At 70.3% G+C, this 15109-nt stretch carries 13 protein-coding genes; 4 read left to right on the plus strand and 9 right to left on the minus strand.

Going from position 1 to position 15109, the window contains the following annotated elements; all coding sequences use genetic code 11:
* Nucleotides 1–104 precede the first annotated feature (104 nt).
* Together L3N39_RS09050 and L3N39_RS09055 are read left to right on the plus strand one after the other, a co-directional pair.
* On the plus strand, nt 105–1226 hold the full coding sequence (locus tag L3N39_RS09050; protein ID WP_237256993.1) for an MFS transporter: 1122 nt from the start codon (nt 105–107) through the stop codon (nt 1224–1226).
* A gap of 106 nt (nt 1227–1332) precedes the next feature.
* Nucleotides 1333–1761, plus strand: coding sequence for a hypothetical protein (locus L3N39_RS09055; protein WP_237256994.1), 429 nt, complete (start codon nt 1333–1335; stop codon nt 1759–1761).
* Here L3N39_RS09055 and L3N39_RS09060 read toward each other — a convergent pair.
* The 5 genes from L3N39_RS09060 to L3N39_RS09080 form a co-directional block, all read right to left on the minus strand.
* The gene (locus tag L3N39_RS09060) at nt 1758–1988 is read right to left on the minus strand and encodes a YheU family protein (RefSeq protein ID WP_237256995.1); all 231 of its coding nucleotides are present in this window, start codon (nt 1986–1988) and stop codon (nt 1758–1760) included. The two genes, L3N39_RS09055 and L3N39_RS09060, sit on opposite strands and share 4 nt — an antisense overlap.
* Complete coding sequence (locus L3N39_RS09065) at nt 1982–4747, minus strand: hybrid sensor histidine kinase/response regulator (RefSeq protein ID WP_237257080.1); 2766 nt, start codon at nt 4745–4747, stop codon at nt 1982–1984. The genes L3N39_RS09060 and L3N39_RS09065 overlap by 7 nt, the downstream gene beginning before the upstream one ends.
* A 179-nt stretch (nt 4748–4926) precedes the next feature.
* On the minus strand, nt 4927–6120 hold the full coding sequence (locus L3N39_RS09070; protein WP_237256996.1) for an osmoprotectant NAGGN system M42 family peptidase: 1194 nt from the start codon (nt 6118–6120) through the stop codon (nt 4927–4929).
* 96 nt (nt 6121–6216) lie between these two features.
* Nucleotides 6217–7959, minus strand: a complete 1743-nt coding sequence (gene ngg, locus L3N39_RS09075; RefSeq protein ID WP_237256997.1) for an N-acetylglutaminylglutamine synthetase — start codon at nt 7957–7959, stop codon at nt 6217–6219.
* A 66-nt stretch (nt 7960–8025) separates the two neighbouring features.
* The gene (locus L3N39_RS09080; protein ID WP_237256998.1) at nt 8026–9798 is read right to left on the minus strand and encodes an N-acetylglutaminylglutamine amidotransferase; all 1773 of its coding nucleotides are present in this window, start codon (nt 9796–9798) and stop codon (nt 8026–8028) included.
* A gap of 176 nt (nt 9799–9974) precedes the next feature.
* Between L3N39_RS09080 and L3N39_RS09085 the strand changes: the two genes are divergently transcribed.
* Nucleotides 9975–10445, plus strand: coding sequence for a MarR family winged helix-turn-helix transcriptional regulator (locus tag L3N39_RS09085; RefSeq protein ID WP_237256999.1), 471 nt, complete (start codon nt 9975–9977; stop codon nt 10443–10445).
* 3 nt (nt 10446–10448) lie between these two features.
* Here L3N39_RS09085 and L3N39_RS09090 read toward each other — a convergent pair whose 3' ends face one another.
* The gene (locus L3N39_RS09090) at nt 10449–11303 is read right to left on the minus strand and encodes a LysR substrate-binding domain-containing protein (RefSeq protein WP_237257000.1); all 855 of its coding nucleotides are present in this window, start codon (nt 11301–11303) and stop codon (nt 10449–10451) included.
* 95 nt (nt 11304–11398) lie between these two features.
* Here L3N39_RS09090 and L3N39_RS09095 point away from each other — a divergent pair, with 95 nt between their 5' ends.
* Nucleotides 11399–11629, plus strand: coding sequence for a DUF1127 domain-containing protein (locus L3N39_RS09095; RefSeq protein WP_237257001.1), 231 nt, complete (start codon nt 11399–11401; stop codon nt 11627–11629).
* A 9-nt stretch (nt 11630–11638) separates the two neighbouring features.
* Here L3N39_RS09095 and L3N39_RS09100 read toward each other — a convergent pair whose 3' ends face one another.
* The 3 genes from L3N39_RS09100 to mnmC all read right to left on the minus strand — a co-directional run bounded on the left by L3N39_RS09100 (nt 11639) and on the right by mnmC (nt 15104).
* On the minus strand, nt 11639–12394 hold the full coding sequence (locus tag L3N39_RS09100; protein WP_237257002.1) for a sulfite exporter TauE/SafE family protein: 756 nt from the start codon (nt 12392–12394) through the stop codon (nt 11639–11641).
* A 79-nt stretch (nt 12395–12473) separates the two neighbouring features.
* Nucleotides 12474–13025: a Tll0287-like domain-containing protein gene (locus L3N39_RS09105; RefSeq protein ID WP_237257003.1), complete on the minus strand. Its 552-nt coding sequence runs from the start codon at nt 13023–13025 to the stop codon at nt 12474–12476.
* A 99-nt stretch (nt 13026–13124) separates the two neighbouring features.
* Nucleotides 13125–15104: a bifunctional tRNA (5-methylaminomethyl-2-thiouridine)(34)-methyltransferase MnmC2/FAD-dependent 5-carboxymethylaminomethyl-2-thiouridine(34) oxidoreductase MnmC1 gene (mnmC, locus tag L3N39_RS09110; protein WP_237257004.1), complete on the minus strand. Its 1980-nt coding sequence runs from the start codon at nt 15102–15104 to the stop codon at nt 13125–13127.
* Between the last annotated feature and the right edge of the window lie 5 nt (nt 15105–15109).

Genomic DNA, 15109 nt, shown 5'->3' on the forward strand with positions numbered 1-15109 from the left:
TCGTCCGGTCCACAATGCTTGCCGCTCGAGGGAGGCGGGGGTAGGGTTGCCTGCCCCGCCCATCGAGCCGAAGCCTGGTGAAAACGCCCTCCCGAACGCTCCTGATGCTGGCCCTGGTCCTGGCGGCCATCAACCTGCGCCCCGGCATCACCTCCTTCGCCCCGCTGATCGAACGCATTGCCGAGGCCCTTGGCCTGGGCCGCGGCGTGGTCAGCCTGACCACCGCGCTGCCGGTACTGCTGATGGGCCTGCTGGCCCCGCTGGCGCCGCGCCTGGCGGTGCGCTGGGGGCTGGAGCGCACCCTCGTGCTGTGCCTGGCGCTGATTGCTGTGGCGCTGACGCTGCGCCTGTTCGGCCAGCAGCCGCTGCTGCTGATTGCCACCGCGGCGCTGGTCGGAGCCGGCATCGCCGTGGCCGGCCCGCTGCTGTCGGGCTACATCAAGCGCTATTTCCTCGAGCGGATCGGCCAGACGGCGGCCTGGTATTCGCTGAGCATGGCCATCGGCGGCACCCTCGGCGTGGTGCTCACCGCGCCGGTGACCGCGCTGCTCGGCGATCGCTGGACCCTGGGCCTGGCGTTCTGGGCCTTGCCGGCCCTGCTGGCCCTGGCGTTCTGGCTGCGCCTGCCCAACCGTGCCGAGGCCCCCGGCGAGCAGCGCGCCGGGTTGCCCTGGCGAGAGCCGCGGGCCTGGCTGGTCAGCCTCTATTTCGCCCTGCAGGCCGGGCTGTTCTACGCCCTGGCCACCTGGCTGGTGGCGCGCTACCACGAGGTCGGCTTCAGCCTGCTGCAGAGCAATGCCTTCTTCAGCGGCTTCATGCTGATCGGCCTGCCGAGCGCCTTCGCCATGCCCTGGCTGGCCCAGCGTTTCGGCCGGCGGCATCTGCTGATGGCCGGCTGTGGCGTGCTGGCGACCACCTGCCTGGGGCTGATCGCCCTGCAGCCGCAGTGGCAGCCGTTGCTGGTCTGCATGCTGCTGGGCGTGGCGCTCAACGGCACCTTCTCGCTGGCGCTGGTGCTGCCAATGTACGAAGCCGGCTCGCCGCTGGCGGTCAGCCGGTTGACCGCGATGATGCTCTGCACCGGCTACAGCCTGGCCTGCCTGTCGCCGGTGCTGACCGGCCTGGGCCGCGACCTGGCCGGCAGCTATCGCCTGCCGTTCCTGGTGCTGGCCGGCATGAGCGCGTGCATGACCCTGCTGGCGCTGCGCCTGGCGCCGCGGCGCTGAGCGTGCCCGTGTGGCATGCGTCAAATCCCGCCGTGCTGCGGGTGACCGCCGGGTCGGGGCTGTGCTAGAAAGCCTGCCCGTCCATGCCTGGCCCCGGAGTTATCGCTTGGAGTCCGAATCCATCGTTTACGGCTGCATCCGCGACTGGCCGGCCCTCGATCCGGAGGAATGCCGCCGGCGCCGGGCCAGCAACCTGGCCGCGCTGGATGCGTTGCCGAGCGGCGAGGGCTGGCCGTTCCTCGGCCGCGAGATGTTCTCCTTCTGCGGCGAGCCGGAGCAGGGGCTCTACCACACCCAGATCATCCACTTCGGCGCCAGCTACGCGGCGGTCGAGTACGAGTGGTCGCTGTGGGTACAGCATTTCGAGGCACTGCTGCGGCGCTTGTACTGGAGCAGCGCAGTGGTGCACCTGGAGACCGAGCTGAACGGCGCACACACCTTTCGCTGGGAAACCGACTCGGGCTGCCACAGCCCGGAGCAGAGCGACATGCGCCTGCGCTGCGCCTGGGAGCGCGAGAGCGCGCTGCTCGGTTAATCCTCCAACCACTCCTTCGGCACGTCGCGCCGTAGCGCCAGCTGGCACTGCTGGCTGTCGGGGTCGAAGAGGATCACCGCCTGGCCCTTTTCCAGCGCCCGGCGCACGCGCTCGACCCGCGTCGCCAGCGGGGTTTCGTCGCCGTTGTCGGTGCCGTCGCGGGTGACGAAATCCTCGATCAGGCGGGTCAGGGTGTCGGCTTCGAGCAGGTGGTGGGGTATCAGCATCGTTCTCTCGTGGGCGCGTCGTTCGTCGGCAGCGGCTGCAGGTGGCGGTCCAGGCAGGCGTAGAGGTCGTCGGCCACCAGCGGTTTGGCGACGAAGCCATCCATGCCGGCGGCACTTCCGCGGCGCTGCTGTTCATCGCGCGGGTGGGCGGTCACCGCGAGGATCGGCACGCGCGGCAGGCCGCGCTCGATCTCCAGTGCGCGAATCTGGCTGCTGGCCTCGTAGCCGTCCAGCTCGGGCATCTCGCAATCCATCAGGATCAGCTGGATGGCGCCGGGGTCGCGCCGATAGAGGCGCACCGCCGCCGCGCCATCCTCCACCAGCCTGACATCATAGCCGCGCTTGTGCAGCAGCCCGCGCAGCACCATCTGGTTGACCGGGTTGTCCTCGGCCACCAGGATGCTCGGCGCCGCATCGGCTGGCGCCAGGGCAGTGCCGGGTGCGGCATCGCGGGGTGCGCCTTCGTACAGCCCGTGCAGCGCCTCGCGCAGCGGTGCGCTCTGCAGCGGCAGCGACACGCAGGCCAGGCGCAGGTGCTGCGAGGTCGGCGGCTGGCGGTGCAGCGGTGAGGACAGCAGCAGCACGCGCTGCTGCGGCGCGTGCTTCGCCTCCAGCTGGCGGACCCATTCCTGCGGCGAGCCCGGCCAGGGTTCGAGCAGCACCAGCAACGGCGGCGCGCTGTAGTCGTCCAGGTAGTCGAGCAGGCGCCCTGGCTCGTGGCAACGCTCGGTGCGCATGCCCCAGCGGCGCAACAGGTGGCCGAGCGAATCCAGCCCCTGGAGGTCCAGCGAGGCGAGCAGCGCCGGCTGGCCGCCGAGCAGCGCCGGCAGCGGGTCGTGGTCCTCCTCGACGGCGTGCAGCGGGATGTCGAAGCTGAAGCGGCTGCCGGCGCCGGGTGCGCTCTGCACCTCGATCTGGCCCTGCATCATTTCCACCAGCTCCTTGCTGATCGCCAGGCCCAGGCCGCTGCCGCCGTAGCGCCGGGTGGTGCTCGAATCGCCCTGGGAGAAGGACTGGAACAGCTTGGCCATGACCTGCGGGCGCATACCGATGCCGCTGTCGGTGACGGAAAAATGCAGGCGCGGCTGGCCCTCGAGCGGCTGGCTGCAAACCACGTCGAGGCGCACGTAGCCCTTGTCGGTGAACTTCAGGGCGTTGCTCAGCAGGTTCATCAGCACCTGCTTCAGGCGCGTCGGGTCGCCACGCACGCGGCGCGGCACCTGGGCATGCAGGCCGACGTGCAGGCTCAGCTGCTTTTCCAGCGCCTGGGCGGCGAACAGGCTGATGGTCTCGGAGACCAGCGCCTCGAGGTCGAACTCGATGTCTTCCAGGCTGAGCTTGCCCGAGCCGATGCGGGCATAGTCGAGGATGTCGTTGATCACCTTCATCAGCGAATTGCCGGAACTGGTGATGGTGTCCAGGTAGAAGCGCTGGCTGCGGTCGAGCTGGGTCTCGCGCAGCAGCTGCAGCATGCCCAGCACGCCGTTGAGCGGGGTGCGGATCTCGTGGCTCATCTTGGCCAGGAAGCGGCTCTTGGCCTCGCTCTCGCTGTGCGCCTGCTCGGCGGCGCGGCGCGAGCGGAAGCCTTCCTCCTTGAGCCGGTTGATGCGGTCGGCCAGGCCCAGCGAGAGGGTGATCAGCTCGAAGGCGACGCTGGCCTTGACCACCGCCGGGCCGTACAGGCCGAACAGCTCCAGGCCCAGCGAGCCGGCGGTGACGATGATGAACGAGGCCAGCAGTACGCCCCAGGCCAGGGTGTAGTAGAGCCCGTAGCGCACACCATGGCGCCAGACGAAGGCGCCGGTGGCCAGCAGGCCGATGGAGGTGATGATGACGGTGATGCTCGACAGCACGCTCCAGGCCTGCAGCGGCAGCAGCGGGCCGGACAGCAGCGCGCCGAGGGCCAGCAGCAGGGCGATGCGCAGACCCTTGTCCAGGCGCGGGAAGTGCTGACGGGTATGCAGGAAGTGGCGGCTGAACTGGATGGCGATCAGGCAGTGACTGAACATCAGCAGGTAGATGCCGATGGTCGACATCGCGCTGTTGTCCGGCAGCCATTTGTTCAGCTCGCCGTCGAAGGCCAGGGCGAACAGGCCGACGTTGAGGTTGTAGATCAGGTACCAGAAGTAGGCCGGTTCGCGCAGCGAGACGAACAGGAACAGGTTGTAGCAGAACATCGCGAACAGCACGCCGTAGAAGGCGCCGCCGATGTTGGCGCTGAACTCCTGGGCCGCGGCGCTGGCGGCGACGCTGGAGAAGTACAGCGGCACGTAGAGCGTGCTGCTGGTCTTGATGCGCAGCACCAGGGTGGTGGTGCCCGGTGCCAGGTCGAGGGGAAACCAGAAGGTGCTGACCTTCACCGGGCGTTCGGCGAAGGGCAGCGCATCGCCCGACAGCTGGCGGCTCAGCTGGCCGTCAGCGGTCTGGGCGAACAGCTCGATGCGGTCGAGCAGCCCGTAGTTGATTTCGACGAAGCCTTCCAGCGGCCGCGCCAGGCGGTTGTCCAGGCGCACGCGCAGCCACCAGGTCGAGGTGTTCTTGCCCTGGTTGAGGTGCTTGCCGCGAATCGGCTGCAGCTCGGCATCCGACAACGCCAGGACCTGCTCCAGGCTGAGCGAGCCGTCGGGATCTTCGAGGTAGAGGACCGAGGGGCCGAGGTTCTGGCGAAAATCGCTCGAGTCGACGATCACGGCCGGCAACGCCCAGGCCCGGACGGACAGGAACATAACCAACAGGGCCAGGCAGAGACGCAGCAATATGTCGATTTCCGTATGACAGGGCGAACCGGGGCTCGCGTGCACAACACCGTGCGGGAAACAATGCAGCCCACCGGCGCGACGCAGACCAGCGGTCGCGCAGGGGGAGCGCTACTGTGCCGGCCTCGGCCGCGTCGGGCAACCCTTGGCGTGACGAAGCCGGCAACCCGTCACGCCTGCGCTCAGCCCTGGTCCGGCTGGCGCCCCAGCAGGGAGTCGACCGGCGGCACCCGGGTATCGCTCTCCATCTGCGCGTCGTGCTCGAGCTGGTGGCTGAAGCGGTCCAGCGAGTCCTGGCTGTGCTGCGCGTCGCTGGCGAACACCGGCTGGCTCAGCATGTAGGCCGAGAGCAGGCGCGCCATGGCCGCCAGGCTGTCGATGTGGGTGCGCTCGTAGCCGTGGGTCGCGTCGCAACCGAAGGCCAGCAGGGCGGTGCGGATGTCGTGCCCGGCCTCGATCGCCGACTGCGCGTCGCTGTGGTAGTAGCGGAACAGGTCGCGGCGCACCGGGATCTCGTGCTCGCCGGCGAGCTTTAGCAGGTGGCGCGAGAGATGGTAGTCGTAGGGCCCGCCCGAATCCTGCATGGCCACGGTGACCGCATGCTCGCTGGACGCCTGGCCCTTGGCCGCCGGGGCGATGTCGATACCGACGAACTCGCTGACGTCCCAGGGCAGGGCGCCGGCGGCGCCCGAGCCGGTCTCCTCGGTGATGGTGAACAGCGGGTGGATGTCGATCGGCGGCTCGCGGCCGCTGTCCACCACCGCTTTCAACGCGGCGAGCAGGGCGGCGACGCCGGCCTTGTCGTCCAGATGGCGGGCGCTGATGTAGCCGTTCTCGGCAAACTCTGGCAGCGGGTCGAAGGCGACGAAATCGCCGACGTTGACCCCCAGTGCCAGGGTCTCGGCACGGCTGTAGGTGTAGGCGTCCAGGCGCAGCTCGACGTGGTCCCAGCTGATCGGCGCCTCGTCCACCGCGGTGTTGAAGGCGTGCCCGGAGGCCAGCAGCGGCAGCACGCTGCCGCGGATCACCCCGCTGTCGGTGAACACGCTGACCCGGCTGCCCTCGGCGAAGCGGCTCGACCAGCAGCCCACCGGGGCCAGGGCGACGCGGCCGGTCTCGTGGATCTCGCGGACGATGGCGCCGATGGTGTCGACGTGGGCGGCGACCGCACGGTCCGGGCTGTAGCGGCGGCCCTTGAGCGTTGCGCGGATGGTGCCGCGGCGGGTCAGCTCGAAGGGGATGTCGAGTTCCTTCAGGCGCTCGGCGACGTAGCGCACGATGGTGTCGGTGAAGCCGGTCGGGCTGGGAATGGCGAGCATCTCCAGCAAGACGCGTTGCAGGTAGTTCAGGTCCGGTTCGGGAAGCGTTGCATGCATGGGGCAGACTCCGTCGCGGCGCCGCGGCCGCGTGCTTGCAAGGGAAACGCCAGCGCAGCCGGCGCCAGGGGCGGCCGGTGCGCGGTGCAGCGTCGCTCAGTGGGGGTTCTGGCTGAGCGGAAAGAGCAGGTCGATGAAGCGCTCGGCGGTCGGCTGCGGCTGGTGGTTGGCCAGGCCGACCCGCTCGTTGGCCTCGATGAACACGTACTCCGGCCGGTCGGCGGCCTCGACCAGCAGGTCCAGGCCGACCACCGGGATGTCCAGCGCGCGCGCGGCCTGGACCGCCGCCTCGGCCAGCTGTGGGTGCAACTGGGCGGTGACGTCCTCGAGGGTGCCGCCGGTGTGCAGGTTGGCCGTGCGGCGCACCGCCAGGCGCCGGCCCTGTTCGAGCACGCTGTCGTAGGTCAGGCCGGCCTCCTGCAGGCAGCGTTCGGTTTCCTCGTCCAGGGGGATGCGGCTCTCGCCACCGGTGGCCGCCTGGCGGCGCCGGCTCTGCGCCTCGATCAGCGCGCCGATGCTGTTGCGACCGTCGCCGATCACCTCGGCCGGACGGCGGATCGCCGCGGCGACCACCTCGTAGCCGATCACCACGATGCGCAGGTCCAGCCCCGGGTGGAAGCTCTCCAGCAGCACCCGGCTGTCGTACTGGCGGGCGCGCTGCACGGCCTGCTCGACGGCCTCGGCGTCACGCAGGTCGACGGCGACGCCATGGCCCTGTTCGCCGTTCACCGGCTTGACCACCAGGCTGCCGTGCTCGGCGAGGAACGCGGCGTTGTCCTCGGCGCCGCCGGCCAGGCGCTGTGCCGGCAGGCGGATGCCGACGCGGGCGAGGGTGCGGTGAGTCAGCTGCTTGTCCTGGCAGAGCGTCATGCTCACCGCCGAGGTCAGGTCCGACAGCGACTCGCGGCAGCGCACCCGCCGGCCGCCCTGAGCCAGGGTGAACAGCCCGGCCTCGGCATCGTCGATGCTGATGTCGATGCCACGCCGGCGCGCCTCGTCGACGATGATGCGCGCGTAGGGGTTGAGTTCGGCCTCCGGCCCGGGGCCGAGGAACAGCGGCTGGTTGAAGCTGTTCTTGCGCTTGACGGTGAAGGTCGGCAGGTCGCGAAAGCCGAGCTTGGCGTAGAGCGCCTTGGCCTGGCGGTTGTCGTGCAGCACCGAGAGGTCGAGGTAGGCCAGCCCGCGGCCCATGTAGTGCTCGATCAGGTGGCGCACCAGCGCCTCGCCGACGCCGGGCCGTGCGCAACTGGGCGAGACCGCCAGGCACCAGAGGCTGGAGCCGTGTTCCGGGTCGTTGAAGGCCTTGAGGTGGTTGAGGCCCATGACGCTGCCGATGATCTGCCCGGAGCTTTCGTCCTCGGCCAGCCAGTACACCGGCCCGCCTTCGTCCCAGGGCGTGCAGCGCCCGGGCTCGACCGGCATCATCCCGCGCGACTGGTAGAGCGCGTTGACCGCCTGCCAGTCGGCATCGCTCTGCACGCGGCGCACGCAGAAGCCGCGCACGCCCTTCTGCGCCGGGCGGTAGTCGGTGAACCAGATGCGCAGCGTGTCCGAGGGGTCGAGGAACAGTTGCTGCGGGGCATGCGCCAGCACCTGGTGCGGTGCGGCGACGTAGAGGGCGATGTCGCGCTCGCCGGGCTGCTCGTTGAGCAGGTCGGCCGCCAGGGCCGCCGGGTCGGCGAAGGTATGGCCGATCAGGATGCGCCCCCAGCCGCAGTGCACGCTGACCGGGCCGGCCGGCTCATCCAGGCCGTCGCCGGCCAGGCGCTGCTGCAATCGCTGGTAGGACGGCGTCTGTCCGCGCAGCAGGCGCTGTCCGTAGGCTTGAGACTTCTGCATGGTGCGTTTCCTTGAGATGGCCCGCGCCCCGCATGCCGCTCGGCAACGCGGGGCCTGCGGCGGTTCTTAGAGGCCTTGTTCGCTCAACCATAGGTTGACCGCCGCCAGCTGCCAGAGTTTGGAGCCGCGCAGCGGGGTCAGCTGGCCCTCCGGGTCGGCGAGCAGGCGCTCGATCGCCTCGGGCTTGTAGAGGCCGCGGTCCTGGCTGGGGTCGAGCAGCAGCTGGCGGACCCAGTCCAGGGTCGCGCCCTGCAGGTGCTTGAGCCCCGGCACCGGGAAGTAGCCCTTGGGCCGGTCGATGACCGCGGCGGGGATCACCCGGCGCGCGGCTTCCTTGAGCACGTACTTGCCGCCCTCGGGCAGCTTGTAGCGCGCCGGGATGCGTGCCGACAGCTCGGCCACGCGGTAGTCGAGGAACGGCGTGCGCGCCTCCAGCCCCCAGGCCATGGTCATGTTGTCGACGCGCTTGACCGGGTCGTCGACCAGCATCACGGTACTGTCGATGCGCAGCGCCTTGTCCACCGCGGCCTCGGCACCGGGCGCGGCGAAGTGCCGGCGCACGAAGTCGCCGGAGAAGTCGCCGCGGTGCCATTGGTCCTGCATCAGCGCGCGGTACTCGTCGTAGTCGCGGTCGCGGAAGGCGCGCAGGTAGGCCGCCAGCGGGTCGCTGGCGCCGTCCACCTGCGGGTACCAGTGGTAGCCGGCGAACAGCTCGTCGGCGCCCTGGCCGCTCTGCACCACCTTGCAGTGCCGCGAGACCTCGCGCGAGAGCAGGTAGAAGGCGATGCAGTCATGGCTGACCATCGGTTCGCTCATGGCGCGGAAGGCCGCTGGCAGCTGCTCGAGGATTTCCCGCTCGCGGATGCGCAACTGATGGTGGCGCGTCTGGAAGTGCTCGGCGATGAGGTCCGAATACTTGAACTCGTCGCCGCGCTCGCCCCCGGCATCCTCGAAGCCGATGGAGAAGGTCAGCAGATTCTCGCCGACCCCGGCCTCGCGCAGCAGGCCGACCAGCAGGCTCGAATCGACGCCGCCGGAAAGCAGTACGCCGACGTCCACCGCCGCGCGCTGGCGGATCGCCACGGCCTCGCGCAGGGTGTCCAGGGTGGCCTGCTGCCAGTCCTCGAAGCTGTAGTCCTGTTCCTCGGCGCGGGCGCCGAAGGTCAGCTCCCACCAGCGCTGGGTGGTCACCGTGCCGGCCGCGTCGACGCGCATCCAGCTGGCCGGTGGCAGCTTCTCGATGCCGGCGACCAGGGTGTCGGGTGCCGGCACCACGGCGTGGAAACTCATGTAGTGGTTCAGCGCCACCGGGTTCAGCTCACCGCCGATGTCGCCGCCTTGCAGCAGCGCCGGCAGGCTGGAGGCGAAGCGCAGGCGCTTGTCGCTGCGCGACAGGTAGAGCGGCTTGACGCCCAGGCGATCGCGGGCGATGAACAGCTGGCGGCTGTCGCGCTCCCAGATGGCGAAGGCAAACATGCCGTTGAGCCGCGGCAGGAGCGCCTCGCGCCAGGCGTGATAGCCCTTGAGCAGGACCTCGGTGTCGCCGTCGGAGAAGAAGCGGTAGCCCAGGCCTTCGAGCTCGGCGCGCAGCTTGGGGTAGTTGTAGATGGCGCCGTTGAAGACCATGGCCAGGCCCAGGGCCGGGTCGAGCATCGGCTGGCCCGAGGCCTCGCACAGATCCATGATCTTCAGCCGCCGGTGGCCGAAGGCGAGCGGGCCCTGGCTGTGGAACCCGCAGGCGTCGGGGCCGCGGGCGGTGAGGTGTTGGGTGATGCGTTCAATCGCGGCCAGGTCGGCCGGTTGATTATCGAAGCGAAGTTCTCCAGCTATGCCACACATAGGATCCTTACCGGTTGTGCCGTTGGGGAGTGTGACCGGTGCGTCGCGCGGTGGTTCAGGCGCGCTGGAAGCCTTCCGCGGGCCGAAGCCGCCGTCGTCGCCAGGCGGTCACGTTTTTACACCAAAGCAAATAAGTGCTTTCATGTCAAAGTTATTGGTCGTGTGGTTTCGGCAATATGAATGATGAAAAAGTTTCAGTCGAAACGAATCTGTCGGTCGATGGGCTGGACCTGCCGCTGTTCCAGGCGCTGCGCCGGCTGCAGCAGGATGCCGAGGTCCACGCCAAGCGCCTGGCGCGCTTCGGCGGCCTCACCCCGATGCAGCGGATGATCCTGCAGGTGCTGGCCAGCGAGGGGCAGCAGACGGCCAGCGCGCTCAGCCGGCGGGTCAGCCTGACCGCGGCGACGCTCTCCGGCCAGCTCGACCGGCTGGAGGAGCGCGGCCTGTTGCTGCGTCGCCGTGACGAGGCGGATCGGCGCCGCCAGTGGCTGCTGATCACCGCGGCCGGCCTTGCCCTGCTGCAGGAGGCGCCGCCGCTGCTGCCGCCGGAATTCCGCATGCGCTTCGCCGCACTGCCGGAATGGGAGCGCCACGCCATCACCGCCGCGCTGCTGCGCGCGGCGAGCCTGTGTGGCGAGGTGGACTGAGCACTACTGGCGGAAGCCCTCGACGATGTATTCGGCCAGCGCCTCGCTGACCGGGGAGCGGGTCTGCGCGTTGCGCAGCAGCACGATGCTGGAGAGCGGCAGGCGCGGCAGCCCTTCGTTGTCTCCGAGGATGCGCAGCTCGGCCGGAACCAGGCTCTGCAGCTGCGCGGTAACCGCCAGGCCGGCACCGACCAGCGCCATGATCGCCGCCAGGCTCGGGCTGGTGTAGGCGATGCGGTAGTCGATCTCGGCGGCATCCAGCGCATTGCAGACCCAGGCGCGGCAGAAGCAGCCATTGTTGAACATCGCCAGCGGGATCGGCCGCTGCCGGTGCAGGTCGAAGCCGGCGGCCTCGGCCCAGACGAAATGCTCCTGGCGCAGCAGCTGGCCGATCTCGGTGCCCGGTTCGCGGGTGACGATGGACAGGTCCAGGTCCTGGCGCTGCAGCAGCTGGCCGGAGGGTTCGCAATGCACCTCGACCTGCACCAGCGGGTAGGCCTGGGCGAAGCGCGCCAGGATGCCTGGCAAAAAGCGCATCACGTAGTCGTCCGGCGTGCCGATGCGCACCGCGCCGACCATGTGCGGCTGGCGCAGGGTGGTGATGACCTCGCCATGCAGCTTGAGGATGCGCCGCGCATAGCCGAGCAGCACCTGGCCCTCGGCGGTCAGGCGCACCTGGCGGCCGCTGCGCTCGAACAGCGGGCGCTGCAGCACGTCCTCCTCGAGGCGCTTCATCTGCATGCTCACCGCCGACTGGGTGCGGTTGACCGCTTCGGCGGCACGGGTGAAGCCGCCGTGGTCGGCGATGGCGACGAAGCTGCGCAGCAGCTCGGTGTCGATGCTCGGGAAGTGCGCCATGGATCAATCTCCGAGATGGCAGGCATCAGAAGTATTCGTTGGATTGATCCTAAGCCTGTCGCGACACTGGCGCCAACCCCACCGAGGAGCGCGCCATGAACCGTCAACGCCTGCATCCCCTCGTTCCGCTGCGCCAGCTCGCGGCGCTCGATCTTCCCCGGCTCTCCGTACGGCCGCTGCTGGCGCGCCTGCGGCACTGGCGCACGCTTGCCCGGCAGCGCCGGCAGCTGGCGGCGCTGGACCTGCATGCGCTGAAGGACATCGGCCTGAGCCGCGCCGATGTCGAGCGGGAAATCAGCCGGCCGTTCTGGGACGACCGCGCGTAACCTGTCTGATCAATGGCCGAGCAGCAGTTTCTGCACGCCCAGCGACAGGCTGACCACGACCAGCATCAGCGCGAACAGCCGCTGCAGCAGGCTGCCGCTGAGGTACTGTGCCAGCCGGTTGCCGGTCAGCACGCCACAGGCGCCGCCGGTGGCCAGGCCGGCCAGCAGCGCCAGCGGCGGCTGCGCATCGGTCAGGTAGAGCAGGAAACCGCCGCCGCTGACCAGCGCGATCACCGCCATCGAGGTGCCCATGGCGGCCAGCAGCGGCAGCGGGCTGAACCAGAGCAGCGCCGGCACGATGAGAAAGCCGCCGCCCACGCCCATCAGCCCGGACAGCAGGCCGACGCCGACGCCGATGCCGGCGAGCGCCGGGTAGCGCATCGTGCGGCCCTCGGGGACCGGCAGGTCGGCGCCGCGCCACATGCGCCGTGCCGACCAGAGCACCAGCAGGCAGAAGGCGACGATCAGCCATTGCTCCGGCACGTAGCGGCCCAGCCACTGGCCCGCGGCGTTGCCAGGCAGGCCGCACAGCGCCAGCAGCAGCGCCGGGCGCCAGGCGACCTGGCCAAGCCTGGCCCGTGGCACCGCGCCGACCAGCGCCGACATCGCCACCGCGCCAAGGCTGACGCCGATGGCATCGCGCAGCGGCAGGTGCAGGCTGAGCAGCAGCGGCAGCGCCACCAGCGAGCCACCGGCGCCGGTCAGGCCGAGCAGCAGGCCGAGCACCAGGCCGATACCCAGGGCCTCGAGCAACAGGATGTCCATCAGCGCGTTGGCCGCAAGGGCAGCGGGGAAGGGCGGGGTGTGCTCGGCATGCGCTCTCCATTGGCCGGGAAGTTTGGGGTCAGTGTGGCAGAGCCTTGCGCAACGTGAATGCGCCGCGCAGCTCGCCCTGGCTGAAGCCGCGGGCCTGGTCGTCCGGATAGAGGCTCGACAGCAGGCCGGTCAGCTCCGGCTTGATCGCCTTGCCGTGGCAGGCCAGGCAGGGCTCGCCGGTGGCGATGGCCTGCATGTAGCGGTACTCGTTACCGATGACCTCGCCATGGCTGAGGCGTTCCAGCGGTTCGCCCGCCGCGGCGCGCTGCTGGAACTGCTCGAGCACCTGGCGTTCCCAGGCGTCCGGGGCGTTGTCCGGGTTGCGCAGTTTCAGCGAGGTGCGGCCGACCGTCCAGGGCGCACGGCTGTGCTCCTCGGCGATCGCCGGTGCCAGCAGGTTGCAGCTCTCGATGGCCGCGCGCGGCCCGCCTTCGGCCACGGCCTTCTTCACCGTGCCGAGCAGTTGCTGCTGGAACGGCGGGATCAGGCCGGCGGCTTCCTCGCGCAGCTGTGCGGCGTCCGGCTGGGCGACGGCCTGGCTTGCGAGCAGGCCGAGGATGAACAGGTAGGCGGGTTTCATCGGGTATCTCCTTGAGGGACCAAAGCTCGCCATTATACGGGTGGGGGTATATGAAGGCATGATCCCCGGCAAGCCAAGGCCCCTTCGCCGCGCGGCCGGCTATTCGCCGCGCACCAGCCGGCGGACCAGGAAACGGTTCGGGTGGCAGGCCTCGGCGACTTCCCGCGGCAGTGGCAGCGGCTCGTCCTCCAGCCAGGCGGCGAGCAGCTCGCCGGATAGCAGCGTGCTGATCATCCCGCGCGAGCCGTGGGCGGTGTTGACGTAGAGGCCGTCCTGCCAGGGGCAGGCGACATCCGGCACCTGCCGGGCGTTGCGCGACAGCGCGGCGTAGGCCTCGAGGAAGCGGCCGGCATCGGCGAGCGGGCCGATCACCGGCAGGTAGTCCGGGCTGGTACAGCGGAAGGCGGCGCGGCCGTCGAGCTGCTCGGGTTGCTGCGCCGAGGCCTGCAGGCGCTCCTCGAGGTCGGCGGAAATACCGGCCAGCAGTTCCAGGTTCGAGCGGTGTTCCTCGGCGCTGAGCTGGGTGTCGGCGCGCTTGAAGTTGAAGCTGGCGCCGAGGGTGTGCTGGCCGTCGCGTACCGGCGCCACGTAGCCCTTGGCGCAGAGCACCGTGCGCAGGGCCTGGCTGGCATCGCTGGCCGGCAGCGCGGTGATCTGCCCGCGGATGCGCTTGAGCGGCAGCCAGGCGCTCTGCTCGAAGCCGGCGCTGTCCGCCGCGCCGGCAATCACCACCACCGGCGCGGTGGCGATGACCTCGCCCTCGGCCAGCGCCTGCCACTGCCCGCCCTCGTGCACCAGCGAGAGCACCGCCTGGTGGCGGCGCAGCTCGATGTTCGGCTGCGCCAGCAGGTACCGGCATACCGCCGGTGGATGCGCCCAGCCGGCGTCGGGGTAGAACAGCCCGCCGTCGGCCAGGCCGATGCCGGCCAGTTGCTCGGCCTCAGCGCGGCCGACCGGGCGGACCAGCTCCGCGGGGAAGGCACCGGCGAGCTCGGCCTGGCGCTCGCGTTCCTTGTCGTCGTAGGCCAGTTGCAGCACGCCGCAGGCATCCCAGTCGCGGCCGCGCTGCAGGCGTTCGAGCAGGCGTCGCGTATAGCCGAAGCCGCCGACCACCAGCCGCGACAGCGCCGTGCCGTGGGCCGAGAGCTTGAGGTAGAGCACGCCCTGGGGGTTGCCCGAACCCTCCTGCGCCGCCTCGGCATGCCGCTCCAGCAGCGTGACCTGCCAGCCGCGGGCCGCCAGGCTGGCCGCGCTGGCGCAGCCGGCCAGGCCGGCGCCGATGACCAGCGCGCGCCGTTCGCGGGACGCCTGGCCCGGGCGCGCGAACCACGGCTTGGGCGCGATGCCGCCCTGGCCGAGGAAACGGCCGCGCAGGATCTCGCGCTTGTGGCCGAAGCCCGGCGCGCGCTGCATGTCGAAGCCGGCCTCGGCCAGCCCGCGGCGCACGAACCCGGCGCTGGTGAAGGTGCCCAGGGTGGCGCCGGGCGCCGACAGCCGGGCCAGCTCGGCGAACAGCGCCGGCTGCCACATATCCGGGTTCTTCGCCGGGGCGAAGCCGTCGAGGAACCAGGCATCGACCCGCGCATCCAGCGCCGGCAGCCCGTCCAGCACGTCGCCCACCAGCAGGGTCAGGCTGACCCGGCCGGCGGCGAAGGTGAGGCGCTGGAAGCCTGGGTGGATCGCCAGGTACTGGCTGCGCAGCTCGCTGGCCAGCGGTTCGAGTTCAGGCCACAGGGCCAGCGCGCGTTGCAGGTCCGCGGCGCTCAGCGGGTGCTTCTCGACGCTGACGAAATGCAGGCGGGCACTGGCCGGGGCCTGGCGCTCGAACAGCTGCCAGGCGCAGAGGAAGTTGAGCCCGGTGCCGAAGCCGGTCTCGCCGATGGTGAAGGCCTGGCCGGGGGCGAGGGCGGCGAAGCGCTCGGCCAGCGCGTTCTGCGCGAGGAACACGTGCTCGGTCTCGGCCAGGCCGCTGGCACGCGAGAAATACACATCGCCGTACTGGCGCGATTGCGGCTGGCCGCTGGCGTCCCAGTCGAGTTCGGCCGGCTGGAAGCGGGGCGGGGTGGGCTGGTCCTGCATGAATC

The sequence above is a fragment of the Pseudomonas oligotrophica genome, assembly GCF_021726475.1.
GTDB lineage: Bacteria > Pseudomonadota > Gammaproteobacteria > Pseudomonadales > Pseudomonadaceae > Stutzerimonas > Stutzerimonas oligotrophica.

Coding starts and splice junctions, on each gene's coding strand:
- L3N39_RS09080 (WP_237256998.1), bottom strand. CDS start 9,798: ATGTGTGGCATAGCTGGAGAACTTCGCTTCGATAATCAACCGGCCGAC.
- L3N39_RS09090 (WP_237257000.1), bottom strand. CDS start 11,303: ATGGCGCACTTCCCGAGCATCGACACCGAGCTGCTGCGCAGCTTCGTC.
- L3N39_RS09105 (WP_237257003.1), bottom strand. CDS start 13,025: ATGAAACCCGCCTACCTGTTCATCCTCGGCCTGCTCGCAAGCCAGGCC.
- L3N39_RS09095 (WP_237257001.1), top strand. CDS start 11,399: ATGAACCGTCAACGCCTGCATCCCCTCGTTCCGCTGCGCCAGCTCGCG.
- L3N39_RS09060 (WP_237256995.1), bottom strand. CDS start 1,988: ATGCTGATACCCCACCACCTGCTCGAAGCCGACACCCTGACCCGCCTG.
- L3N39_RS09070 (WP_237256996.1), bottom strand. CDS start 6,120: ATGCATGCAACGCTTCCCGAACCGGACCTGAACTACCTGCAACGCGTC.
- L3N39_RS09050 (WP_237256993.1), top strand. CDS start 105: ATGCTGGCCCTGGTCCTGGCGGCCATCAACCTGCGCCCCGGCATCACC.
- L3N39_RS09100 (WP_237257002.1), bottom strand. CDS start 12,394: ATGGACATCCTGTTGCTCGAGGCCCTGGGTATCGGCCTGGTGCTCGGC.
- ngg (WP_237256997.1), bottom strand. CDS start 7,959: ATGCAGAAGTCTCAAGCCTACGGACAGCGCCTGCTGCGCGGACAGACG.
- L3N39_RS09085 (WP_237256999.1), top strand. CDS start 9,975: ATGAATGATGAAAAAGTTTCAGTCGAAACGAATCTGTCGGTCGATGGG.
- mnmC (WP_237257004.1), bottom strand. CDS start 15,104: ATGCAGGACCAGCCCACCCCGCCCCGCTTCCAGCCGGCCGAACTCGAC.